This window comes from Bradyrhizobium sp. USDA 4506 (assembly GCF_054058795.1).
The window spans coordinates 7,312,410-7,334,809 of the sequence record NZ_JBSSBM010000002.1 but is presented as its reverse complement, the minus strand read 5'-3'; the positions used below and the strand labels follow the sequence as shown (position 1 = coordinate 7,334,809).

Annotated in this window: 21 protein-coding genes and 1 pseudogene; 6 read left to right on the top strand and 16 right to left on the bottom strand. The window is 65.4% G+C overall.

Annotation, left to right across the window (positions count from 1 at the left end; all coding sequences use genetic code 11):
* The first annotated feature begins 87 nt into the window (after positions 1-87).
* The 4 genes from ACVIHF_RS36620 to ACVIHF_RS36605 all read left to right on the top strand — a co-directional run bounded on the left by ACVIHF_RS36620 (position 88) and on the right by ACVIHF_RS36605 (position 4,982).
* Entirely contained in the window at positions 88-567 is a 480-nt protein-coding gene (locus tag ACVIHF_RS36620; protein ID WP_456793420.1) for a MarR family winged helix-turn-helix transcriptional regulator, read from the top strand.
* Positions 560-1,732 (top strand): HlyD family secretion protein, encoded by a 1,173-nt coding sequence (locus ACVIHF_RS36615; protein ID WP_456793419.1) that lies wholly within the window; start codon positions 560-562, stop codon positions 1,730-1,732. The genes ACVIHF_RS36620 and ACVIHF_RS36615 overlap by 8 nt, the downstream gene beginning before the upstream one ends.
* 97 nt (positions 1,733-1,829) lie before the next feature.
* The gene (locus tag ACVIHF_RS36610; RefSeq protein WP_456793418.1) at positions 1,830-3,386 is read left to right on the top strand and encodes an MDR family MFS transporter; all 1,557 of its coding nucleotides are present in this window, start codon (positions 1,830-1,832) and stop codon (positions 3,384-3,386) included.
* 285 nt (positions 3,387-3,671) lie between these two features.
* Entirely contained in the window at positions 3,672-4,982 is a 1,311-nt protein-coding gene (locus ACVIHF_RS36605) for an ABC transporter substrate-binding protein (protein WP_057016785.1), read from the top strand.
* A 443-nt stretch (positions 4,983-5,425) separates the two neighbouring features.
* Here the strand turns inward: ACVIHF_RS36605 and ACVIHF_RS36600 are convergent, their stop codons facing one another.
* The 9 genes from ACVIHF_RS36600 to ACVIHF_RS36560 form a co-directional block, all read right to left on the bottom strand.
* Positions 5,426-6,595: a Gfo/Idh/MocA family protein gene (locus ACVIHF_RS36600; protein WP_456793417.1), complete on the bottom strand. Its 1,170-nt coding sequence runs from the start codon at positions 6,593-6,595 to the stop codon at positions 5,426-5,428.
* 16 nt (positions 6,596-6,611) lie between these two features.
* Positions 6,612-7,466 (bottom strand): shikimate dehydrogenase, encoded by an 855-nt coding sequence (locus ACVIHF_RS36595; RefSeq protein WP_310882226.1) that lies wholly within the window; start codon positions 7,464-7,466, stop codon positions 6,612-6,614.
* 21 nt (positions 7,467-7,487) lie between these two features.
* A complete protein-coding gene (locus ACVIHF_RS36590; protein WP_310882225.1) occupies positions 7,488-7,952 on the bottom strand; it encodes an SRPBCC domain-containing protein in 465 nt (154 codons plus the stop codon).
* 11 nt (positions 7,953-7,963) lie between these two features.
* Positions 7,964-8,287 carry an ArsR/SmtB family transcription factor gene (locus tag ACVIHF_RS36585; protein ID WP_092090579.1) on the bottom strand — a complete coding sequence of 108 codons (324 nt, stop codon included), beginning with the start codon at positions 8,285-8,287 and terminating at the stop codon, positions 7,964-7,966.
* A 143-nt stretch (positions 8,288-8,430) separates the two neighbouring features.
* Complete coding sequence (gene pcaG, locus ACVIHF_RS36580) at positions 8,431-9,033, bottom strand: protocatechuate 3,4-dioxygenase subunit alpha (protein WP_310882224.1); 603 nt, start codon at positions 9,031-9,033, stop codon at positions 8,431-8,433.
* Positions 9,034-9,735: a protocatechuate 3,4-dioxygenase subunit beta gene (pcaH, locus tag ACVIHF_RS36575; protein ID WP_253605996.1), complete on the bottom strand. Its 702-nt coding sequence runs from the start codon at positions 9,733-9,735 to the stop codon at positions 9,034-9,036.
* 38 nt (positions 9,736-9,773) lie between these two features.
* A complete protein-coding gene (locus ACVIHF_RS36570; protein WP_028344386.1) occupies positions 9,774-10,313 on the bottom strand; it encodes a 4-hydroxylaminobenzoate lyase in 540 nt (179 codons plus the stop codon).
* A gap of 13 nt (positions 10,314-10,326) precedes the next feature.
* Complete coding sequence (locus tag ACVIHF_RS36565) at positions 10,327-11,055, bottom strand: nitroreductase (RefSeq protein WP_253605995.1); 729 nt, start codon at positions 11,053-11,055, stop codon at positions 10,327-10,329.
* On the bottom strand, positions 11,031-12,260 hold the full coding sequence (locus ACVIHF_RS36560) for an ABC transporter substrate-binding protein (protein ID WP_375167044.1): 1,230 nt from the start codon (positions 12,258-12,260) through the stop codon (positions 11,031-11,033). Before ACVIHF_RS36560 ends, ACVIHF_RS36565 begins: the two co-directional genes overlap by 25 nt.
* Positions 12,261-12,492: 232 nt before the next feature.
* Between ACVIHF_RS36560 and ACVIHF_RS36555 the strand changes: the two genes are divergently transcribed.
* Positions 12,493-13,470, top strand: a complete 978-nt coding sequence (locus ACVIHF_RS36555) for a LysR family transcriptional regulator (protein ID WP_076824662.1) — start codon at positions 12,493-12,495, stop codon at positions 13,468-13,470.
* Between the two features lie 8 nt (positions 13,471-13,478).
* Here the strand turns inward: ACVIHF_RS36555 and pcaG (ACVIHF_RS36550) are convergent, their stop codons facing one another.
* The 3 genes from pcaG (ACVIHF_RS36550) to pcaF all read right to left on the bottom strand — a co-directional run bounded on the left by pcaG (ACVIHF_RS36550) (position 13,479) and on the right by pcaF (position 16,098).
* The gene (pcaG, locus tag ACVIHF_RS36550) at positions 13,479-14,081 is read right to left on the bottom strand and encodes a protocatechuate 3,4-dioxygenase subunit alpha (protein WP_310882224.1); all 603 of its coding nucleotides are present in this window, start codon (positions 14,079-14,081) and stop codon (positions 13,479-13,481) included.
* A gap of 1 nt (position 14,082) precedes the next feature.
* Positions 14,083-14,784: a protocatechuate 3,4-dioxygenase subunit beta gene (gene pcaH, locus ACVIHF_RS36545; protein ID WP_456793416.1), complete on the bottom strand. Its 702-nt coding sequence runs from the start codon at positions 14,782-14,784 to the stop codon at positions 14,083-14,085.
* Between the two features lie 105 nt (positions 14,785-14,889).
* Positions 14,890-16,098 carry a 3-oxoadipyl-CoA thiolase gene (pcaF, locus tag ACVIHF_RS36540; RefSeq protein WP_028337987.1) on the bottom strand — a complete coding sequence of 403 codons (1,209 nt, stop codon included), beginning with the start codon at positions 16,096-16,098 and terminating at the stop codon, positions 14,890-14,892.
* A gap of 213 nt (positions 16,099-16,311) precedes the next feature.
* Here pcaF and mutS point away from each other — a divergent pair, with 213 nt between their 5' ends.
* Positions 16,312-19,041 carry a DNA mismatch repair protein MutS gene (gene mutS, locus ACVIHF_RS36535; RefSeq protein ID WP_253638115.1) on the top strand — a complete coding sequence of 910 codons (2,730 nt, stop codon included), beginning with the start codon at positions 16,312-16,314 and terminating at the stop codon, positions 19,039-19,041.
* A 92-nt stretch (positions 19,042-19,133) separates the two neighbouring features.
* Here mutS and ACVIHF_RS36530 read toward each other — a convergent pair whose 3' ends face one another.
* The 4 genes and pseudogenes from ACVIHF_RS36530 to ACVIHF_RS36515 all read right to left on the bottom strand — a co-directional run bounded on the left by ACVIHF_RS36530 (position 19,134) and on the right by ACVIHF_RS36515 (position 22,366).
* Positions 19,134-19,931 carry a hypothetical protein gene (locus ACVIHF_RS36530; RefSeq protein WP_225647055.1) on the bottom strand — a complete coding sequence of 266 codons (798 nt, stop codon included), beginning with the start codon at positions 19,929-19,931 and terminating at the stop codon, positions 19,134-19,136.
* 148 nt (positions 19,932-20,079) lie between these two features.
* Positions 20,080-20,589 carry an OsmC family protein gene (locus tag ACVIHF_RS36525; RefSeq protein WP_456793415.1) on the bottom strand — a complete coding sequence of 170 codons (510 nt, stop codon included), beginning with the start codon at positions 20,587-20,589 and terminating at the stop codon, positions 20,080-20,082.
* 157 nt (positions 20,590-20,746) lie between these two features.
* A pseudogene (locus tag ACVIHF_RS36520) lies at positions 20,747-21,533 on the bottom strand (ABC transporter ATP-binding protein).
* The gene (locus tag ACVIHF_RS36515; RefSeq protein WP_253609849.1) at positions 21,533-22,366 is read right to left on the bottom strand and encodes an ABC transporter permease; all 834 of its coding nucleotides are present in this window, start codon (positions 22,364-22,366) and stop codon (positions 21,533-21,535) included. Before ACVIHF_RS36515 ends, ACVIHF_RS36520 begins: the two are co-directional and overlap by 1 nt.
* Positions 22,367-22,400 lie beyond the last annotated feature (34 nt).

The window sequence follows — 22,400 nt, the reverse complement described above, 5'->3', positions numbered from 1 at the left end:
CCGCAATGCGGGGCAGCCTCGCGTTAACCCGGCATGCAGAAATCATAAGCAAGCTTATTATATCCTAAGCTTATGGAGGCAGGATCGATGCGCGGTTCCGTGGACACCGATTTCTTGTTTACGCTGGGCGAAGTGTTCCGGCTGATCCGCGTCTATGCGGACAAGGAGGCCGCACGCTACGGCATCACCCGCGCGCAATGGGCCGTGCTGTCCAAGGTGGAACGCCAGGAAGGGTTGAAACAGACCGAGCTCGCCGAGCTGCTCGAGGTGCAGCCGATCACGCTGACGCGGCTGATCGACAAGCTCTGCGACAATGGCTGGATCGAACGCCGCAGCGACGAGAACGATCGCCGCGTGAACCGCCTCTATCTGAAGAAGGCCGCCCGCCCGCTGCTCGGCAAGCTCGCCGGCCTCCGCTCCGAACTCACCGCGACCGCGCTCGAGGGCATCAGCCCCGCTGACGCGTATCGCCTGCTCACCCAATTGGAATCGATCAAGGAAAACGTTCGCAATGCCATCCAGACCCCAGCCGGCGAGCCCTCCCGAAAGGAACAGCGCTATGGCTGAACCCGTCCTCAAGCTGGCTCCCGAGCAGAAGAGCAATCCGGGCGAGCCCACCCCGTCGGGCAAGGCCAGCCGCGCGCCGCGCCGTCGCCTGATGGCGGGCCTGCGGCGCTATCGCCGCATGCTGCTGCTGGTCGTGCTGCCGACGCTCGCTGCGATCGGCGGCATCGTGTTCTATCTCAATGGCGGCCGCTATGTCGGCACCGACGATGCCTATGTCGGGGCGCAGAAGGTGCTGATCACGCCGGAAATCTCCGGCAAGATCGACAAGATCGTCGTGAAGGAAGGCCAGCACGTCAAGAAGGGCGACGAACTGTTCGAGATCGATCCGGTGCCGTTCCGCCTCGCGGTGGCGCAGGCCAAGGCCGCGCTCGACCAGACCAGGACCACCTATGACAACCTGGTCGACAACATCAAGATCAACGGCAGGATGCTGGAATTCGCCCAGCAGAGCATCGAATTGAAGAAGCGCGACGTCGATCGCAAGTCGACACTGGCCAAGCAGAATTTCGGCTCGCAGCTCGACCTCGACAATGCGGCGAATGCGCAAGTGACGGCCGAGAGTCTCGCGCAATACATCAGGCAGCAGATCTCCAAGGACAAGACGCAGCTGCTCGGCGATATCGACCTGCCGATCGAACAGTTCCCGCCCTACGCCCAGGCCAAGGCCAAGCTCGACGACGCCCAGCGCAATCTCGACCACACCGTGCTGCGCGCGCCGATGGACGGCGTCGCGACCCAGGTCGACCAGATCCAGCTCGGCCGCTTCGTCGCCGCCGGCTCGCCGGTGTTCTCGATCATCGATGTCGACCATCCCTGGGTCGACGCCAATCCGAAGGAAAGCGACTTCACCTATGTCGCGGTCGGCCAGCCGGTTGAGCTCGACGTCGACGCGTTCCCGAACCATCGGTTCAAGGGCAAGGTCGGCTCGCTGTCGCCCGGCACCGGCGCGCAGTTCGCGATCCTGCCGCCGCAGAACGCGACCGGCAATTTCGTCAAGGTGGTGCAGCGCGTGCCGGTGCGGATCTATTTCGACGAGAACGATCCGTTCGTGAAGAAGCTGAAAGCCGGCATGAGCGTCTACGCGACGATCGACACCAACCACCGCCGTACGCTGGCCGGCCTGCTCGGGCTGGCGCCGGCCTCGGCGCACCCGGACCACGAGTAGAGAGAAGAAGCGGTCGATCATCGACCGCAGAGACAGTGCGCCCCCTCTCCCGCTTGCGGGGGAGGGGGTTTCCAACGCTCGAACAGGACCGACCTGAATGAATGCACCGTCACCATCCGCCGTACCCGGCATGCGCCGGAACATGGTGACGATCTGCGCGATGACCGCGACGATCATGCAGGCGCTCGACACCACGATCGCCAACGTCGCGCTGCCCTATATGCAGGGCTCGCTGTCGGCCTCGCAGGACCAGATCAACTGGGTGCTGACCTCCTACATCGTCGCGGCCGCGATCATGACCGCGCCGGTCGGCTGGATCGCCAACCGCTATGGCCGGAAGCGCATCTTCATCATCTGCTCGGCCGGCTTCACCGTCGCCTCGGTGTTCTGCGGCCTGGCGCAGGACATCAACCAGATGGTGCTGTTCCGCCTGCTGCAGGGCGTGTTCGGCGCGGCGCTGGTGCCGCTGTCGCAGGCGGTGATGCTCGACTCCTACGCGCTGCATGAGCGCGCGAAAGCGATGTCGATCTGGGGCATGGGCGTGATGATGGGCCCGATCATGGGACCATCACTGGGCGCGTGGCTGACCGAGACCTATTCCTGGCACTGGGTGTTCTTCGTCAACCTCCCGTTCGGTGCTATCACGGTGCTCGGGCTCGCGGTCTTCATGGACGAGACCAAGCAGGACCTCAATCTGCGCTTCGACTGGTTCGGGTTCGGCGCGCTCGCGGTTGCGATCGGTTCGCTGCAGCTCGCGCTCGACCGCGGCGAGCAGCTTGGCTGGCTGGAATCCAACGAGATCATGATCGAATTCATCGTCTCCGCGGTCGGCTTCTACTATTTCTTCGCCCATTCGCTGACGACCAGCCGGCCCTTCATCCAGTTCGCGCTGTTCAAGGACAAGAACTTCCTCGGCGGCTGCGTGTTCATGACTGTCATGGGCCTCGTGCTGTATTCGACCATGGCGCTGTCCTCGCCCTATCTGCAGAACGTGGTCGGCTACCCGATCATCACCGCGGGTCTGTTGTTGGCGACCCGCGGCGCCGGCACCTTCGTCGCGATGATGCTGGTCGGCCGCATGATGCGCTACATCGAGGCGCGCACGCTGATCGTCTCCGGCCTGGCGCTGACCGCGGCCTCGCTGTTCCAGATGACCGGCTGGACCGACATGACGCAGGCCAACGAGATCATCGTCGTCAGCGTGATCCAGGGCTTCGGCTTCGGCCTCGTGTTCGTGCCGCTGTCGACGGTGGCGTTCATGTCGCTGCCCAACCATCTGCGCACCGACGGCACCTCGATGCTGACGCTGCTGCGCAACGTGGCAAGTTCGGTCGGCATCTCGATCGTGATCGCGCAGCTGACGGAAGGCGGACGGCGGATCTACGCAAAGCTGTCGGAGCAGATCAATCCGTTCAACCACGCGCTGCAGATGCCCGACGTATCGGGCATGATCAACCTCAACACCGATGCCGGCCGCGCGATGGCCGACAAGATGGTGGCGGCGCAGTCGCAGATCATCGCGTTCTCGCACGACTACCAGCTGGTGATGCTGTTCATCCTGGTCTCGATCCCGCTCGCGCTGATGATCGGCTCGACCAAGGCCACGCTGCGCTCGCAGTCGGCGCCGTCGGACCATGCCGCGGTGATGGAGTAGGTTTTCGCCCTACGTTCTCCGAGTGTCGGGGCGATTGGTCACACCGTCATCCTGAGGCGCGAGCACTTGCGAGCCTCGAAGGATGCACGGCCCCGTTGGTGGCCGTCGACCCTTCGAGACGCGCTACGCGCTCCTCAGGGTGACGGTGAAAGAGTGAGGACGCCCCCTCCGAAAGCGCAAGACGCCGCAGCCGCGAGCCGCGTTGACTTTCCGACCTCGCCTCCCAATACTCCGCGAAAACAAGCAGGACCCGTCACACAACTGACGGTTTCAGGGGAGGACGCGATGCCGACTTCACGCAGGACGCTGCTGAAGACTTCAGCGGCTGCCGCCGCTGCTTTCAGCTTGGATTGGACACGGGCGCAGGCGCAGGCCGAGACGGTCCGGATCGGCGTGATCTACGACCTGACAGGCCCGTTCGCCGCCGGCGGCTCGGTCGCCTCCTCGATCGGCACCCAGATCGCGATCGACCTCGTCAACGAGAAGGGCGGCATCGGTGGCAAGTACAAGATCGCGCCGGTCAACGTCGATTCCCAGAGCAAGCCCGATGTCGCGATCAACGAGGCCAATCGCCTGATCGACCAGGAGAAGGTCGACATCCTCAACGGCGTGTTCGCAAGCTCCCACGCGGTGCCGCTCGCCGCCAAGGTCGAGCAGCAGAAGCGGATCCTGTGGATCACGACCGCAGTCTCGACCGCCGTGTTCAAGGACAAGAACCTGCAATACGTATTCCGCGCGCAGATCCATTCCGACCAGTACGGCCAGGCCTTCGCGAGCTTCATCAACGAGCACGCCAAGGCCAAGCTCGGCATGGAGCCGAAGGACGTTAAGGTGGCGCTGATCCATGAGGACGGGCCCTATGGCGTCGGCGTCGCCGCCGCGGACGAAGCCTTCGCCAAGGAGGTCGGGCTCCAGGTCGCGCTGAAGGAGGGCTATTCCGCCTCCGCGCCCGATCTCTCGGTGCTGGTCACCAAGCTGAAGCGCGCCAAGGCCGACGTGATCTCGCATGCCGGCTACAATCCCGACATCACGCTGTTCCTGCGCCAGGCACGCGAGAGCGGGCTGAAGTTCAAGATGCTGTTCGGCGCCGGCGCCGGCTACAGCCAGCTCGACAAGCTGCGCGCGACCTTCGGCGCCGACATCGACAATTTCTGCAACATCGATCCGGTGCCGGCGCAGCTGCTCGATCCCGCCAAGCTCGCGCCGGGAATCGGCGACCTCACCAAGACCATGGTCGCGCGCTACCGCGAGAAGACCAATGCGACCGAAGTGCCGCCGCACTGCTCGATGGGCTTCAACCAGACCTGGATCCTGCTCAACAATGTGCTGCCGGTCGCCAAGGAGAAGTATGGCGGCTTCGATCCCGAGGCGATCCGCAAGGCGGCGCTCGACGTCGACATCCCCGCAGGCGGCACCATCCAGGGCTATGGCGTGAAGTTCTATCCGCCGGGCACGCCGCTGTCCGGCCAGAACGAGCGCTCGACGCCGGTCGTGATGCAGAACGCCGGCGAGCGCATCACCGTGGTGTGGCCGACCAATATCCGCACCCAGGATCCGGTGTTTCCGCTGCCGAAGGGATCGGTCTACGCGGCGTAGCGTGGCGACGAGGCGAGACTGCCGCCGCATCGGGGCTGCGCTCCCTCGCCCCGCTGTTGCGGGGAGAGGGTTGGGGTGAGGGGCTTCTCTCCGCGAATGCGATCGCGATGAGACCTGTACCCCCTCACCCGGATTGCATCTGGCGATGCAATCCGACCTCTCCCCGCAAGCGGAGCGAGGTGAGGTGAGATGTCGCCTCGCCGCTCGAGCGAATGACGCGGTGACAACCTCTCATCCGGCGCGCTGTGCGCGCCACCTTCTCCCACAAGGGGAGAAGGGAAGAGCAGCCGCAGGGTAACCAAAAGGAGTGCGACGACGTACCAGACTCACATGCTGCTCTCGACTCCGTCATCCTGAGGTGCGAGCGGAGCGAGCCTCGAAGGATGGACGGCCCGGCATACGCACTATGGGACGAGAGCAATCACGCTGCTCCTCCCGCGCCGTTACAGCACCACCCGCCTGCCCTCATCCGCCGCCCAGTAGCCGGCGTAGTTCACCCTGGTCGTCTCATACGCCAGCGCGAGGTCCGCAAGGGGCTGCCGGCCGGTCGCAATGCATTCCATGAAGTCCTGGATCTCCTGCAGGTAGCCGCGGGTCCATTCCTCCTCGAGACAGACATATTGCCAGCCGGTTTTGCGATCGACCTTTTCGCTGATGTAGACCGAGGCAAGCTTCTCCTCGGAGGTCTGGTAGCTGGTCAGATGCGTGTTCGGGGTGATGTTGGCGAATAGCGAGCCGCCGCTCGTATAGGTCTCGATCAGGTTGCGCACGCCGCCCATGATCATGTCGCCGGAAAACACCGTGGCCTTGGTGCCGTCGGAGAAGGTTGCGGTCAGCGTGCCCCAATCCTCGACATCGACCGGATTGGCCTTGATGTAGGCGCGCTCCTCGGATTTAAGGCCGGCGGTGACATTGCCGACGTCGCAGGTGACGCTGGCGACCGTGATGGTCTCGCCGCGCGCGCGGGCTTCGACCTGCTTGAGATAGAGCACCGCCGACAGGGGATGACAGCCCATCCGGATCAGCGAGCCGCCGCCGCTCATCGCCCACTCGGCGGCATGCGCCGCATGCGAGCCGGAATGGCTCTCCTCGCCCTTCATGAACAGGATCTTGTCGCCTGTGGCGCGGATGATCTCCGCGGTCTTGGTCACCGCCGGCGCGTAGATCCAGTCCTCGGCATACATGAAGAGTTGTCCACTTCGCTCGATCGCGGCGCGGGTCACCTCCATCTCCTCCATCACCCGCTGGTACATCAGCGCTTTCGGCACGTGCCTGCCGATCGGCGCCTTGTCACCGTCGCGGCCGAAATAACCGCTGAACGGCTTCTCGCAGATCACGTGCTTGCCCGCCTGCATCGCCTCGACGATCATCCCGGCATGCAGATTGGGCGGCGTGCAGATGTCGATAACGTCAAGCTCGCGGTCGGCGATCAGCTCGGCGAAGCTGCGATAGGCGTTCGGGATTGCGTGCTTGCGCGCGAACGCATTGACATGATCGCCGCGCGCCGCGACTGCCCTCACCTCGACGTCGACGCCATAGACGCGCCGATAGGCAACCATATGCAGCTCCGACACGAAGCCGCAGCCGGCCAGCCCGATCCTGATTTTTGTCATTTTGTGTCTCCGCCCCTCAGGCGGGCGCAGAGTAGCGTGCGGCCATCACCGCGTCGAACGCATTTGCCATGACATCCGTCGAAGGCATCATTGTCGTGAACAATTCGAACGCGTCCGCTGCTGCGTAGATCGCAAGATCGCGCCCGGTCAGAACTTTGGCGCCCTTGGCCTTGGCCGCCAACAGCAGCGGCGTCCACAGCGGCGTGTAGACGGCGTCGGCGACCCACATCGACGGATGCAACAAGCCGTCCGGCACAGGACTGTCGCGGCTCGGCAGCATGCCGACCGGCGTTGCGTTGACGACGCCGGTCGCGCCATCGACCGCGGCCTCGATGCCGGCGACACCACGAACCGCATGACGGCCGGCCAACTGGCCGGCCAGCCACGCGACCTTCGCGGCATCAGCGTCGAAGATGCGGAGCCCACCAACGCCGAGGATGGCGAGCGCGAAGGCGATCGCCTTGCCGACGCCGCCGGCACCGATCAGCGCGATCGGGCCGCGCGGCGCTGACGCAAGCAGCGGCGCGATTGCGCGCGCAAAGCCGGTCGCGTCGGTGTTGTGTCCGACCAGCCGCGTGCGATCGACGACGATGGTGTTGACCGCGCCGATCGCACGCGCATCGGGTGAGAGGTCGTCGAGCAGCTCAACCACCGCCTCCTTGTAGGGAAAGGTGACATTGACGCCGGCAAAGCCGAGCCGCCGGATGCCGTCGAGCATCGCGCGCAGCTCGTCGCGGCCGGCGCCGTTGACCTCGATGAGCTGGTAGTGGACGCGAACGCCGAGCGCTGCTGCGGCCGCTTCGTGCATCGCAGGCGCCGCCGAATGCGCGATCGGATAGCCAATCAGCCCCGTCAGGAAACGGTCGCGCATTGTCCCTCACGTCAGTCGCGTTCAGCTCATGCGGTCGAGCCGAGCATAGCTGTCTTCCATGCCGTGCTCCATGCCGGTCGCGAGCATCGCTGCGCGCGTTTCGGCATCCGGCAAGGTCATCCGCATCGTCATCAAGGTGCCGTCGCCGTCGGGCGCAAAGCGCGTCTCGACATGATTGTCCGGCGTCGGGTCCGGCAGATGCATGCGCTCGACATGCACGATGCGGCTGAACGGTTCGAGCGCGAGATATTCGCCGGTCAAATGAAAGCCGCCGCCCTTCCCGTCGGTCCATTCGTAGCGGATCCTGCCGCCGGGCTTCGCCTCGCTGATGCAGACCGGCATGGTCCAGTCGTCGGGACCGAGCAGCCATTTCTGCAACAGCTCCGGCTCGGTATGCGCCCGATACACCGCCTCCGGCGGCGCGACGAAGCGCCTGATCACGACGACATAGCGGTCGCCTTCGGTCTTCAGCGTCAACTTGCTCATGGGGATACCCTTCACTGCTCAGGCTTCATTGCGGCCAGCACGTCGTCCAGCCGGTCGTAATTGGTTTCCAGCGCACGGCGCAGCATGCCGAGCCATTGATCGATCTCGGCCACCGCCGTCGGCGCGAGCCGGCACGGCCGCTTGGTGCCTTCGATGCGCCGCACGATCAGGCCGGCGCCCTCGAGCACCTTGAGATGGCGGGAGATCGCGGGCTGGGTCATGTCGAACGGCTCGACTAGCTCCATCACAGTCGCCTCGCCCAGCGCGAGGCGCGCCAGGATCGCCCGGCGGGTCGGGTCGGCGAGCGCGGAAAAGGCGGCATCGAGGTTGGCCATGTTTGATCTCAAATCAGTTATATAACTTATATATTATATAACTTATCACGCATGATCAAGCAAAATCCGTTGCGGCGAACGCGCGCAGCGGATTTTTCGGTCGTCCCCCGATGTTGGATTGGCGCGCCGCTGGCGGCGCGCAGCTAGACGTCGAAGAACACGGTCTCGTTGTCGCCCTGCAGATGGACGTCGAAGGTGTAGACGCTGCCCGCGCCGGCCTTGCGCCTGGCGATCAGCGTCGCGCGGCGGTCGGCCGGCACCAGTGCGAGCGTAGAATCAGCGGCGTTGCCGGCTTCGTCGTCGAAATAGATCCTTGTGTAGAGGTGCAGCAGCATGCCGCGCGCGAACACCGCGAGCCCGATATGCGGCGCCTGCGGCTTGCCGTCGGCATCCGGCACCACGCCCGGCTTGATGGTGTCGAAGGCGTAGCCACCGCTCTTGTCGGTGCCGCAGCGGCCAAAGCCCTTGAAGCTCGAATTGGGCAGCGCGCGCGCATCCTGCGGATCGGAGAAGCGGCCCTGGCTATCGGCCTGCCAGATCTCCAGCATGCAGTCCGGGATCACGGCGCCGTCGCCGTCATAGACCTTGCCCTCGACGCGGATGCGCTCACCCGAGACGTCAGGCGTCAGAAGGTTGTTGGTAAAAGCGTCGTTCCATTCATATTCGCCGTTCGGCGTCAGGCCATACTTGAAATAGGGGCCGACGGTCTGCGAAGGCGTGATTCCATCAGGACGCGGGTTCGACACTTACCTGGTCTCCATCGGCGTGGCACTCTGCCCGCGCAGCACGATATCGAAGCGGTAGCACAGCGCCCATTCCGGCTTGGTGTTCTCGAGATCGAACGACGAGATCATCCGCGCCCGCGCCTTCTCGTCGGTCACCGAGTTGAAGATCGGATCGAACGGAAACAAGGGATCGCCGGGGAAATACATCTGGGTCACCAGCCGCGAGACGAACGAGTGGCCGAACACCGAGAAGTGGATATGCGCGGGCCGCCAGGCGTTATGGTGATTGCCCCACGGATAGGCGCCGGGCTTGATGGTGATGAACTTGTAATAGCCCTTGGCATCGGACTGCGTGCGGCCGGCGCCGGTGAAGTTGGGATCGAGCGGCGCCGGGTGCTGGTCGACGACATGGATGTAGCGGCCGCAGGCATTGGCCTGCCACAGCTCGACCAGCGTGTTGGGCACGCCGCGGCCGTCCTCATCGAGCACATAGCCGTGCACAATGATGCGCTCGCCGAGCGGCTCGCCCTTGGCCTGGATGGTGAGATCGTTGTCGTGCGCGCGCACGGTCTCATGACCGTAGACCGGCCCGGTCAGTTCCGAGAGCGTGTGCCGCATCGGGATCAGCGGCTTTTGCGGCGAACGCTTGATCGCGCTCCGGTACGCAGGCGACAGGCGCGCGGGATGGACGCTGTTCGAAGCGACAGGGTAGATCAACGTCATGAGCTTTCTCCAGACCGGATTGCCGCCCGCGCCGGATATCAGGCCGGCGCCTTGAAATCGTAGGAGATGCGCCCAGCCGGCAGATAGAACAGTGCGATGACCGCGCCGCCCCTGACCTCCGGATAGTGCCGGCTGCCGGGATCCGGCGCGGTCCAGCCCGGCCCCTGCCAGCCCTGCAGCCCCTTCAACTGCGCGCCCTTGTCGAGGGGAACGACGAGGTTGAGCTCGCCATAGGGGTGACCATGATATTGCCCGCGCAGCACGTCGTGATCGTCCTCGTCCTTGAAGCGGCGCGGATCGGTGCTGTTCATGTAGACCGCGGTGATGCTGAACTGGAACGTCTCGGGGACCGGCTCGAGGATGCGGCTGCGCCGATAGTTCGGACCTTCCACCTCCTGGTTCGCCGCCCAGCCCTCCTCGACTCCCATTTTGATGAGGCGGGCGAGATCCTGGTACAGCGCGCTGTCCTCTCCATAGGTCTCGTTGAGCCATCGCTCCATCGCCGCGCTCGGCGTCATGTCCTTGACCTCGCGCAGAAACGGAATGCTGCGTTCGATAAGCTGTTCCCGGCTTCCCATGACTTTCTCCTGTCTAATCCTCGAAACCCTTGAAGGAGGCGAATGCCTCCAGTTCCGCGCGCGGCATCAGCCGCGTGCGCGACCGCTCCCTGGGGTGGCCCATCGAGATCCCGCAGGCCACCATCTGCTCGGCGGGGATCGACAGCAGCGGACGCAAGATCCGATGGAATCTGGCGAAGGTCTCCTGCGGACAGGATTGCAGCCCGCGTCCGACCGCCGCCAGCATCACGTTCTGGATGAACATGCCGAGATCGAGCCAGCTTCCCATCGCCAGGCGTCGATCGATGGTGACGATCAACCCAACCGGCGCGCCGAAGAACATGAAGTTCTTTGCGGTCTGCCGGCTCCTCGCCGCAGCGTCGCTTTGCGCGATCCCGAGCGAGTCATAGAACAATCGCCCGAACTCCTGACGACGGCCGAGATACGGCTCGGGGAAAGCGCTGGCGTAGTATTGATATTCGGAGACGTGCTCGTTCGGCTCGTTCTCATACGCATCCAGCAGCGCAGCCGACACCTCGGTCTTGGCGACGCCGGCGAGCACGTAGACGTGCCAGGGCTGGATGTTCGCGCCGCTCGGCGCGAACCGCGCCACGCGCAGGATCTGCTCGATGGTCGATCGGGAGACCGGACTGCCGGAGAACTCGCGGCACGACAGCCGGCCGGCGATCACCTCGTCGATTGGATTGCGCGCGGCTCCGCACGCCACATCCCGGTCGATCACGACTTCTTCACGAGCGAGCATCCGCCGCCCTCCATCGGTCTGAAGGCCTCTTCACCCGGGATGGTGGCCAGCAGCTGGTAGTAGTCGAACTGGTATTTCGACTCTGCCGGCGACTTGACGCGGAACAGATACATGTCGCGGACCAGCCGGCCGTCGGGACGGATCCTGCCGTTGCGGGTCATGAAATCGTTCACCGGCAATTCGCGCATCTTGGCGGCGACAGTCGGCCCATCGAGCGTGCCGGCGGCTTCGACCGCCTTGAGGTAGTGCATGACCGCGCCATAGGTGCCGGCGTGGATCATGGTGGGCACCTTCTTCGTCTTCTCGATGAAGCGCTTCGACCACGCCCGCGTCTCGTCGTTGAGGTCCCAGTAGAACGCCGAGCTCAGCATCAGGCCTTGCGCACTCTGCAGCCCAAGGCTGTGAATGTCGGCGATGAAGACGATCAGGCCGGCAAGCTTCTGCCCGCGCGTCACCCCGAACTCGCCGGCCTGCTTCACGGCGTTGATGAAGTCGCCGCCGGCGTCGGCGAGCGCGATCACGTCGGCCCTGGAGGCCTGCGCCTGCAGCAGGAAGGACGAGAAATCGGGCGTGTTGATCGGGTGTTTCACGGCGCCGACCACCTTGCCGCCGGTCGTGTCGATCACCTTGCGGCTGTCGGCCTCAAGCTGCGCACCGAGCGAGTAGTCGGCCGAAAGAAAGAACCAGGACCTGGCGCCGAGGCGCGAAATCGCCCTCGTCGTCCCCTGCGACAGCGCATAGGTATCGTAGGTCCAGTGGATGCCGGTCGGCGAGCACTCGTCGCCGGTCAGCCGGGACGTTGCCGCGCCGGTGGCGAGAAACAGCTTCTTCTTGTCGCGCGTGATGCCCTGCACCGCCAGCGCGACCGCGGAATTCGGGACATCGAGAATGGCCTCGACATTGTCGTTCTCCAGCCAGCGCCGGGCAATCGCCGAGCCGATATCCGCCTTGTTCTGATGATCGCCGGCAACGATCTCGATCGGGCGGCCGAGCACCTTGCCCTTGAAATCGTCCACCGCCATTTGCGCCGCGACCACCGAGCCCTGGCCGCCATTGTCAGCGTACAGCGACGACATGTCGGTCAGCACGCCGAGCCTGACCGGCCCGTTCTGTGCAATCGCCGACGTCGCCGTCGCCACCAGCATCAACGCCAGTCCGATTGATTTACGCGCGCCACTTCGGGCCAACATCACCCAGGCCTTCATCGCTTTTCTCCTCCCAACCCGGTGCCGGCAATCTTGGCCAGAACGCCGCGTTGCGGAAGTGAAAGTCTTGCAGAGTGATCCTGAACCGGCTTCAGATGGCAGGTGGTGACGACACGGCTATACGCTCGTGGAGAATCCGCTCGGTTGCATCCGCCAGACGCCTGGCCTTAACTGCCGTCGATCGCGGAATTTTGCCGAGGCGAGCGATCTGCCATAGACGGGGACTCTCAACGTGTCCGTTTCCTTCAAGACCCTGGATCTGAATCTGCTCAAGGTATTCGACGCCGTCATGGAGGAGCGCAGCGTGCTGCGGGCCAGCCAGAAGGTCGCGCTGAGCCAATCCGCTGTCAGCCACTCTCTGGCGCGGCTGCGCGAGATGCTGGATGACGACCTGTTCGTGCGCACGGCCACCGGCATGCAGCCGACCGCGCGCGCGTTGACGATGGCGCCGCAGGTTCGCCAGGCGCTGCGATCGCTGGAGGCAGCGGTCGAGCTGCCGACCTTCGCTCCAGCAGCCTCCACCAAGCCGTTCACGCTGGCCGCCAACGACTTCACGACGATGGTGCTGGCGCCGCCGCTCCTGAAGATCCTGGGCCGGGAAGCTCCTGCGATCGACCTCACCATCAAGCCGGTGACGCGGATCGATCTTGCCGAGCAGATCGACCTCGGCCGCATCGACGTCGCGATCGGCGTGTTCTCGTCGCCGCCGAGCCGTTTCCGCACGGCGCTGCTGTTCGAATATAATGATGTGCTGATCGTCGGCAAAAGGCGCAAGCTTGGCCGGCTCGACAAGGCAAAGCTCGCGACCTTGCCGTTGGTCGTGGTGTCCTTTGGCGGCGAGCAGGAAGGCGCGATTGGCGGCTTCATCTCCGAGCGCGGACTCGCCAGGCGTTCGGAGATGTACGATCGCCCCGCGCTCGAACGGGCGCTGTCCGACAGCGACCGGCCGCCGCGGATCGCGGTCTCGCTGCCGCACTTCCTTGCCCTGCCCGCACTGCTGATCGATTCCGAGTTGGCTGCGATCGTCCCGCGGCCGCTGGCGCGTGCACTCGAGCAGGCACATGCGATTACGACCTATGAACTGCCTTACACCACGACGCCCGTGGAAGTTCGGCTGCTCTGGCACGAACGCGTCGAGGACGAGCCTTCGCACGAATGGCTTCACGAGGTGCTCCGGCGCGCCACCGAAGAGCTGCGGCGCGGCGGCTAGCGGCCGGGCTAGACGTCGAAGAACACGGTCTCGTTGTCGCCCTGCAGATGGACGTCGAAGGTGTAGACGCTGCCCGCGCCGGCCTTGCGCCTGGCGATCAGCGTCGCGCGGCGGTCGGCCGGCACCAGTGCGAGCGTAGAATCAGCGGCGTTGCCGGCTTCGTCGTCGAAATAGATCCTTGTGTAGAGGTGCAGCAGCATGCCGCGCGCAAACACCGCGAGCCCGATATGCGGCGCCTGCGGCTTGCCGTCGGCATCCGGCACCACGCCCGGCTTGATGGTGTCGAAGGCGTAGCCACCGCTCTTGTCGGTGCCGCAGCGGCCAAAGCCCTTGAAGCTCGAATTGGGCAGCGCGCGCGCATCCTGCGGATCGGAGAAGCGGCCCTGGCTATCGGCCTGCCAGATCTCCAGCATGCAGTCCGGGATCACGGCGCCGTCGCCGTCATAGACCTTGCCCTCGACGCGGATGCGCTCACCCGAGACGTCAGGCGTCAGAAGGTTGTTGGTAAAAGCGTCGTTCCATTCATATTCGCCGTTCGGCGTCAGGCCATACTTGAAATAGGGGCCGACGGTCTGCGAAGGCGTGATTCCATCAGGACGCGGGTTCGACACGTTACTTGGTCTCCATCGGCGTGGCACTCTGCCCGCGCAGCACGATATCGAAGCGGTAGCACAGCGCCCATTCCGGCTTGGTGTTCTCGAGATCGAACGACGAGATCATCCGCGCCTGCGCCTTCTCGTCCGTCACCGAGTTGAAGATCGGATCGAACGGGAACAGCGGATCGCCCGGGAAGTACATCTGGGTCACCAGCCGCGAGACGAACGAGTGGCCGAACACCGAGAAGTGGATATGCGCGGGCCGCCAGGCGTTATGGTGATTGCCCCACGGATAGGCGCCGGGCTTGATGGTGATGAACTTGTAATAGCCCTTGGCATCGGACTGCGTGCGGCCGGCGCCGGTGAAGTTGGGATCGAGCGGCGCCGGGTGCTGGTCGACGACATGGATGTAGCGGCCGCAGGCATTGGCCTGCCACAGCTCGACCAGCGTGTTGGGCACGCCGCGGCCGTCCTCATCGAGCACATAGCCGTGCACAATGATGCGCTCGCCGAGCGGCTCGCCCTTGGCCTGGATGGTGAGGTCGTTGTCGTGCGCGCGCACCGTCTCATGACCATAGACCGGGCCGGTCAGCTCCGAGAGCGTGTGCCGCAGCGGGATCAGCGGCTTCTGCGGCGAACGCTTCACGGTGGAACGATAGTCCGGCGACAGCCGCGCCGGATGGGCCGCAAGCGATTGCAGCGGGTACAACAAGGTCATGGCGAATTCCTCCGCGGCCCACGCGCCCGGTGAGCTCACGTCAGATCATTATAATGCATAACCAAATTGGGGAAGGGCTGTTTTCAGCCCCTCCAAGCCATTGGCTTAATTAAGTTTTTCGATCGCGACCGCAACGCCCTGACCAACTCCGACGCACATAGTTGCCAAGGCAAGCTTCCCGCCCCGCTTCTCCATGCCGTGCACGGCGGTCAAGACCAGCCGCGCGCCGCTCATGCCGAGCGGATGGCCGAGCGCGATCGCGCCGCCATGCGGATTGACGAAATCGGCGTCTTCCTTGACGCCGAGCTGGCGCAGGCAGGCGATGCCCTGCGAGGCGAAGGCCTCGTTGAGCTCGATCAGGTCGAAGTCCGACACCTTGATGCCGAGGCGCTCGACCAACTTCTTCGTTGCCGGCACCGGACCGATGCCCATGATGCGCGGCGGCACCGCGGCCGAGGCAAGGCCGAGGATTTTTGCGCGCGGCGTCAGGCCGTGCTTCTTCACCGCGGCTTCGGAAGCGAGGATCATCGCGGCGGCGCCGTCATTGACGCCGGACGCGTTGCCCGCGGTCACTGTGCCCGGATTGCGCACGATCGGCTTCAGCTTGGCGAGACCTTCGAGCGTGGTCTCCGGACGCGGATGCTCGTCCTTGTCGACGGTGATCGGGCCGGCCTTGCCGCCGGGCACTTGGATCGGAACGATCTCCTCGGCGAAATAGCCCGACGCAATCGCCGCGCCCGCACGCTGCTGCGAGCGGATCGCCATCGCATCCTGATCGGCGCGCGACACCTGGAATTCCTCAGCGACGTTCTCGCCGGTCTCTGGCATCGCATCGACGCCGTACTGCGCCTTCATCAGCGGATTGATGAAGCGCCAGCCGATTGTGGTGTCGTAGATCTCGGACGAACGCGAGAAGGCTTCCGCGGCCTTGCCCATCACGAACGGCGCGCGCGTCATCGATTCGACGCCGCCCGCGATCGCGAAATCGATCTCGCCAGCGCGGATGGCGCGGCCCGCAGCGCCGACTGCATCGAGGCCGGAGGCGCAGAGCCGGTTCAGGGTCTGGCCGGGAACCGACTCCGGCATGCCTGCGAGCAGCAGCGCCATGCGCGCAACGTTGCGGTTGTCTTCGCCGGCCTGGTTGGCGCAGCCGAAATAGACCTCGTCAACCTCGTTCCAATTGAGCGTCGGGTGCTTGGCCATCAGCGCCTTGATCGGGGCCGCCGCGAGATCGTCGGCGCGTACTTTGGCGAGCGAGCCGCCGAAACGGCCGATCGGGGTCCGGACGGCATCGCAAATGAACACATCACGCATTGAATCTCTCCCTGAATGCCGCGACTTAGGCGCTGGATCTGCTGGAACTTGAGATCGGTTTTAGGAGCGTGCCCGCGGCAGGTCAATTGATGCGGCTGCGCGCCCCGCACGCATTGCCGTGAGGGCTGACATAATTGGCGCCGTGGACAGGGTGGAAAACCCCGACTTCGCGGATAGGACCGCGCGACGAAATTTTGTAGTTTCCGCCCCCTCATGACAGTCCAGCAGCCCATCCCCGTTCCGCCCGAGCCCGCTCCTGCCGCCGAGGCGCCGTCGCGCGTCACGCCGATGATGGAACAGTATCTGGAAATCAAGGCCGCCCATCCCGGCCTGCTGCTGTTCTACCGGATGGGCGACTTCTACGAACTGTTCTTCGAGGATGCGGAGATCGCCTCCCGGACGCTCGGCATCGTGCTGACCAAGCGCGGCAAGCATCAGGGCATGGACATCCCGATGTGCGGCGTTCCGGTCGAACGCTCCGAGGATTACCTGCATCGCCTGATCGGCGCCGGCCATCGTGTCGCGGTGTGCGAGCAGACGGAAAATCCCGCGGAGGCCAAAGCCCGCGGCAACAAGAGCGTGGTCCGCCGCGGCGTGGTGCGGCTGGTGACGCCGGGCACGCTGACCGAAGACACCCTGCTTGACGCCCGCACCAACAATTACTTGATCGCGATCGCGCGCGCCCGCGGCTCGGCCGGTGCGGATCGTCTTGGCCTTGCCTGGATCGACATTTCGACCTCCGAATTCATGGTGACGGAGTGTGCGACCGCGGAGCTCGCGGCGACGCTGGCGCGCATCAATCCGAACGAGGCCATCGTCACCGATGCGCTCTACAGCGACAGCGAGCTGGCGCCGACCTTGCGCGAACTGCCGTCGGTGACGCCGCTGACCCGCGACGTGTTCGACAGCGCCACCGCCGAGCGGCGACTCTGCGACTATTTCGCGGTCGCGACCATGGACGGCCTGTCAGCGATGTCGCGACTGGAGGCGACCGCCGCGGCCGCGGCCGTCACCTATATCGACCGCACCCAGGTCGGCAAGCGTCCGCCGCTGTCGCCGCCGGCGCGCGAGGCCGCCGGCACCACGATGGCGATCGATCCGGCGACCCGCGCCAATCTCGAACTGACGCGCACGCTCGCCGGCGAGCGCCGCGGCTCGCTGCTCGATGCGATCGACTGCACCGTCACCGCGGCGGGCTCGCGCCTCCTGGCGCAGCGCCTTGCCGCGCCGCTCACCGACGTCGCCGTGATCGCGCGGCGGCTCGATGCCGTCTCGGCCTTCGTCGCGGATTCCGCGGCGCGCGAGGACGTCAGGACCGTGCTGCGCGCGGCGCCCGACATGTCGCGCGCATTGGCGCGGCTCTCGGTCGGCCGCGGCGGCCCGCGCGACCTCGCCAGCCTGCGCGACGGCATCCTCGCCGCCGACCAGGCGCTGGAGCTGCTGGCGCAGCTTTCCAATCCGCCGGCCGAGGTTTCGACCGTGATGGCGGCGCTACAGCGCCCCTCGCGCGATCTGGCGCAGGAATTCTCCCGCGCACTCTCCGAGCAGCTTCCGCTGATCAAGCGCGACGGCGGTTTCGTCCGCGAGGGTTATGAGGCCGCGCTCGACGAAAGCCGCAATTTGCGCGACGCCTCGCGCCTCGTCGTCGCCGCGATGCAGGCGCGTTATGCCGAGGATACCGGCATCAAGACGCTGAAGATCCGGCACAACAACGTGCTCGGCTATTTCGTCGAGGTCACCGCGCAGCACGGCGACAAGCTGTTCGCGCCGCCGCTGAATGCAACCTTCATCCATCGCCAGACGCTGGCCGGGCAGGTCCGCTTCACCACCGCAGAGCTCGGCGAGACCGAAGCCAAGATCGCCAATGCCGGCGAGCGCGCGCTCAATCTCGAGCTCGAGATCTTCGAACGCCTGAGCGCGATGGCGCTCGCGGCGAGCGATGATCTGCGCAACGCCGCGCATGCCTTTGCGATGCTCGACGTCGCGACGTCATTGGCCAAACTTGCGATCGACGACAATTACGTGCGGCCCGATGTCGACGGCTCGCTCGGTTTTGCGATCGAGGGCGGACGGCATCCGGTGGTCGAGCAGGCACTGAAGCGCGACGGCCAGCCGTTTATCGCCAATGCCTGCGACCTGTCGCCGGCGCCGGGCCAGAAATCCGGTCAGCTCTGGCTGATCACCGGTCCGAACATGGCCGGCAAGTCGACCTTCCTGCGCCAGAATGCGCTGATCGCGCTCTTGGCACAGATCGGCTCTTACGTGCCGGCGTCGCGGGCGCGGCTCGGCATCGTCGACCGGCTGTTCTCGCGCGTCGGCGCCGCCGACGACCTGGCGCGCGGACGCTCGACCTTCATGGTCGAGATGGTCGAGACCGCGGTGATCCTGAACCAGGCCAGCGAACGGTCGCTGGTGATCCTCGACGAGATCGGCCGCGGCACGGCAACGTTCGACGGGCTGTCGATAGCCTGGGCCGCGATCGAGCATCTGCATGAGAGCAACCGCTGCCGCACGCTGTTCGCGACGCATTATCACGAGCTGACCGCGCTCTCGGCGAAACTGCCGCGGATGTTCAACGCCACGGTGCGGGTCAAGGAGTGGCAGGGCGACGTCGTGTTCCTGCACGAGGTGCTGCCGGGCTCGGCCGATCGCTCCTACGGCATCCAGGTCGCAAAACTCGCCGGCCTGCCGCCGGCCGTGATCACGCGCGCCAAATCGGTGCTGGCAAAACTCGAAGCCCAGGACCGCGGCCAGACCGCGCGTGCTTTGGTCGACGACCTGCCGCTGTTCGCCGTCCCCTCCCGCGCCGCCAGTGAGGACAAACCGCCGAGCGAGGCGGATTTGCTGGTCGAGGCGGTGAAGGCGCTGCACCCCGACGAGATGTCGCCGCGCGAGGCGCTGGATGCGCTGTATGCGCTAAGGGCGAAGCTGCCGAAGGGGTAGCTCCTGTCGTCATTCCGGGATGGTCCGAAGGACCAGACCCGGAATCTCGAGATTCCGGGTTCGATGCTTCGCATCGCCCCGGAATGACGGCGTCAACGTTTTACTTTCCTCCGCCCGAGCTGCCACAGCACCAGATTCCAGACGATGCAGGTAGCGAGCGCGCAGCAGAGGCCGATCGGCGAGCCGAATTGCAGCACCGCGACGTGCAGCACCGCAACCCCGAGGCCAAAGCCCATCAGGCCCCAGGCGCTGTTGGCGAGCACGGCGGCGGTGGCGGGGCCGCCGATGCGCGGATGCAGGATCAGCATCATCGAGGAGAACACGATCGGAAACAGCGCCATGACGCCGGTGACGCGCGGGCCGACCCAGCTTGACGCTGTAACCACGGTGCCGACCAGGCTTGCGACCAGCGCGGCGCGCAGCGGAATGTCGTACCAGCGCCGCGCGATCAGCGGCATTTTCGCGACATGCCGATAGGGCCTCAGCAGCGGGATGCAGATCGCAAAGGTGATGGCGTTGACGATCAGCCCGGCGGCGAGCGACCACTCGAACTGGCGGATGATGGTGGCGAGCACCAGCCACACCGCGATCGCGCTGCCCGCGCTGATCCACATGCTGAAGCGCTGCGCCAGCACGGCGTAGGTCAGGCCCATATAGATCGTGGCGGCGTTGACCGGCAGGCTCGCCAGCGCGCCCTCGGCGATGAAGGCCGCGTCATGGTCGAGCGCGAGGAAGGTGTAGGACGGCCCGGCCGAGATCGGCAGGGTTGCGATCAGCGCGCCGATCACCGGTCCCGAACGCTCCGTGATGATGGACGCGCTGACCACGAATGCGGCCGCAACCGCCATGCGCAGCACGAGGATCAGGACGAAGTGGAGTTCGGGGGACATTCTGCGTCATCCCGGCGAAGGCCGGGATCCATAACCACGACTGTTCGTGTGGAACGAAAGCCGTCGGACAGCGCGGCTTGAACCGATGGGACACGGCGTCTGGGCCCCGGCTCCCGTGCGCAATTGCGCACTAGGCCGGGGCGACGCGCTAAACCCGCTGCATCGTCACCGACACCTTCGGGCCGTTCTTGATGGTCTGATAGACCACGCAATAGCGCTCGGTGAGTTTCAGCAAGAGGTCGAGCTTGTCCTGCGGCGCGTCGGTGCCGATCTCGAAGCGCAGGCGGATCTCGCGGAAGCCGACCGGGGTCTCCTTGTCGACGCCGAGCGTGCCGCGGAAATCGAGATCGCCCTCGGCGAAGACATTGCCGGGCTTCAGCGGCACTTCGATCGCGGTGGCGACCGATTTCAGCGTGACGCCGGCGCAGGCGACCAGCGCTTCCAGCAGCATGTCGCCGGAGCAAAGTTCGAGCCCGGAGCCGCCGGTAGCGGGGTGGAGGCCGGCGATCGCGAGCGCACGGCCGGTCTCGACCTTGCAGGCGATGCTCTCATTGTCGATCGAGCCCTTGGCCTTCAGCGTGATCACGGCGGCCTGGGGGTCGGTCTTGTAGCGCTCCTTGATCGGAGCCTGCATTGCGCGGAGTTCGGCGGAGTCCATGGGTCTGCTCCCGGCTATTCTTCTTAAAGCGCGATGAGACTCAGGCTGAAATCGTCATCGCGCTTTAGATTCTTGTTTTAGCATGATCTTTTCGGAAAACCGCTTCACACTTTTCCGGATCATGCTCTAGCCGATGTAAGGCCTTAAGGAGCGGATGTCACCACCACATCGCCTCGCCGGCGCTCGATTTGTCGGTGACGTCCCGCACCGTGCGGTCCAGCGAGCGGTCGAGCGCGGTCAGCACGCGGCGTTTGAAGGTGTCGAACAGCTCCGATTTCCGGTCGCGCGGCCGCGCCAGGTTGATGGTGATCTCCTCGAATAGCCGGCCCGGCCGCGGCCGCATCACCAGCCCGCGGTCGGCGAGCACCACGGCCTCGTCCACGTCATGGGTGACCAGGATCAAGGTCGGCCGCGTGTCGGCCCACAGATCGAGCAGATGATCCTGCAGATCGCGCCGCGTGAAGGCATCGAGCGCCGAGAACGGCTCGTCGAGCAGCAGCACTTCGGGCTGCGGCACCAGCGCGCGGGGCGATCGCGACCCGCTGCGCCTGGCCGCCGGACAATTCGCGCGGCCAGGCCGCGGCCTTGTCGGCAAGGCCGACGCGGGCGAGCGCCGCCACGACGCGCGCGCGCCTCGCCTCGGCCGGAAGGCCGGCGAGGCCGAAGCCGATATTGTCGGCGACGCTGAGCCAGGGCAGCAGCCGTGGCTCCTGGAAGATGATCCCGATCTTGGCGTGCGGCGATGATATCACCGCATTGTCGAGCGTCACGCTGCCTGAAGAGGCGCGGTCGAGGCCGGCGATGGCGCGCAACAGCGTCGACTTGCCGCAACCCGAGCCGCCGATGATCGCGATGATCTCGCCGGGCGCAATCTCGGCCGAGAACCGCTCCAGCGCGTGGACACCGTTCGGATAGGTCTTGCCGACGTCCTTGAGAGCCAGCATCACTGCCCTCCCCGTGCGCCGAACGCGTCCTGCCAGCGCAGCAGCGGTGCGGCGGCGACCTCGATCAGCCAGTCGGTGAGCTTGCCGAGGATCGCGAAGATCACGATCGCGGCGAGGATCTGCGCCGGCTTGCCGAGCTGCTGGCCGTCGAGCAGAAGGTAGCCGAGGCCTTCGGAGGCGCCGATCAGTTCGGCCGCGACCACGAACATCCACCCCAAACCGAGCCCGACCCGCAGCGCAACCACATAGGCCGGCAGCACGGCGGGCAACAGGATGCGGCGGATCATCGCCGGTCCGGACAGGCGGAACACGCGGCCGACCTCGACGATCTTGCGATCGACCGACAGGATTGCGCCCATCACGCCGAGATAGATCGGAAAGAACACGCCGACCGCGATCAGCGCGACCTTCGAGGTCTCGAAGATGCCGAGCCAGAGCACGAACAGCGGCACCCAGGCGAGCGAGGGGATCGCGCGCAACGCCTGCACCGTCGGATCGAGCAACCGCTTGGCGAAATCCCAGTAGCCGGAGATCGCGCCCATGATGGTGCCGGCGACGACGCCAAGCGCAAAGCCCGCGCCGACCCGCCACAGCGTCGCGAGGATATGGCGCGACAGCTCGCCGCTCTTGGCGAGCTCAATGATGGTCTCGAACACCTTTGACGGCGGCGGCACCAGGCGGCCGTTGGAGTAGCCGAGAGAAACAACGAGTTCCCAGCCCAGCGCCAGCGCGACCGGCAGCACAAGCCCGAGCACCGGCCGCGCATAGCGCGACCACCGCGCAGGTGCACCGGGCGGGGCCGTCTGTTCCAGCGCGGGCAGGTCAACGGTCATGGCCATAGCAAGAACTATTCTTCCGGCGGGATCG

Bases quoted from the DNA above. Each gene is read 5' to 3' on its own strand.
- pcaF (WP_028337987.1), bottom strand. From the start codon at position 16,098: ATGCGTGATGTGTTCATTTGCGATGCCGTCCGGACCCCGATCGGCCGT.
- ACVIHF_RS36600 (WP_456793417.1), bottom strand. From the start codon at position 6,595: ATGACAAAAATCAGGATCGGGCTGGCCGGCTGCGGCTTCGTGTCGGAG.
- pcaH (WP_456793416.1), bottom strand. From the start codon at position 14,784: ATGACCTTGTTGTACCCGCTGCAATCGCTTGCGGCCCATCCGGCGCGG.
- ACVIHF_RS36560 (WP_375167044.1), bottom strand. From the start codon at position 12,260: ATGAAGGCCTGGGTGATGTTGGCCCGAAGTGGCGCGCGTAAATCAATC.
- mutS (WP_253638115.1), top strand. From the start codon at position 16,312: ATGACAGTCCAGCAGCCCATCCCCGTTCCGCCCGAGCCCGCTCCTGCC.
- ACVIHF_RS36620 (WP_456793420.1), top strand. From the start codon at position 88: ATGCGCGGTTCCGTGGACACCGATTTCTTGTTTACGCTGGGCGAAGTG.
- ACVIHF_RS36595 (WP_310882226.1), bottom strand. From the start codon at position 7,466: ATGCGCGACCGTTTCCTGACGGGGCTGATTGGCTATCCGATCGCGCAT.
- ACVIHF_RS36570 (WP_028344386.1), bottom strand. From the start codon at position 10,313: ATGGGAAGCCGGGAACAGCTTATCGAACGCAGCATTCCGTTTCTGCGC.
- ACVIHF_RS36530 (WP_225647055.1), bottom strand. From the start codon at position 19,931: ATGTCCCCCGAACTCCACTTCGTCCTGATCCTCGTGCTGCGCATGGCG.
- ACVIHF_RS36605 (WP_057016785.1), top strand. From the start codon at position 3,672: ATGCCGACTTCACGCAGGACGCTGCTGAAGACTTCAGCGGCTGCCGCC.
- ACVIHF_RS36525 (WP_456793415.1), bottom strand. From the start codon at position 20,589: ATGGACTCCGCCGAACTCCGCGCAATGCAGGCTCCGATCAAGGAGCGC.
- ACVIHF_RS36610 (WP_456793418.1), top strand. From the start codon at position 1,830: ATGAATGCACCGTCACCATCCGCCGTACCCGGCATGCGCCGGAACATG.
- ACVIHF_RS36585 (WP_092090579.1), bottom strand. From the start codon at position 8,287: ATGGCCAACCTCGATGCCGCCTTTTCCGCGCTCGCCGACCCGACCCGC.
- ACVIHF_RS36515 (WP_253609849.1), bottom strand. From the start codon at position 22,366: ATGACCGTTGACCTGCCCGCGCTGGAACAGACGGCCCCGCCCGGTGCA.
- ACVIHF_RS36590 (WP_310882225.1), bottom strand. From the start codon at position 7,952: ATGAGCAAGTTGACGCTGAAGACCGAAGGCGACCGCTATGTCGTCGTG.
- ACVIHF_RS36615 (WP_456793419.1), top strand. From the start codon at position 560: ATGGCTGAACCCGTCCTCAAGCTGGCTCCCGAGCAGAAGAGCAATCCG.
- ACVIHF_RS36565 (WP_253605995.1), bottom strand. From the start codon at position 11,055: ATGCTCGCTCGTGAAGAAGTCGTGATCGACCGGGATGTGGCGTGCGGA.
- pcaH (WP_253605996.1), bottom strand. From the start codon at position 9,735: ATGACGTTGATCTACCCTGTCGCTTCGAACAGCGTCCATCCCGCGCGC.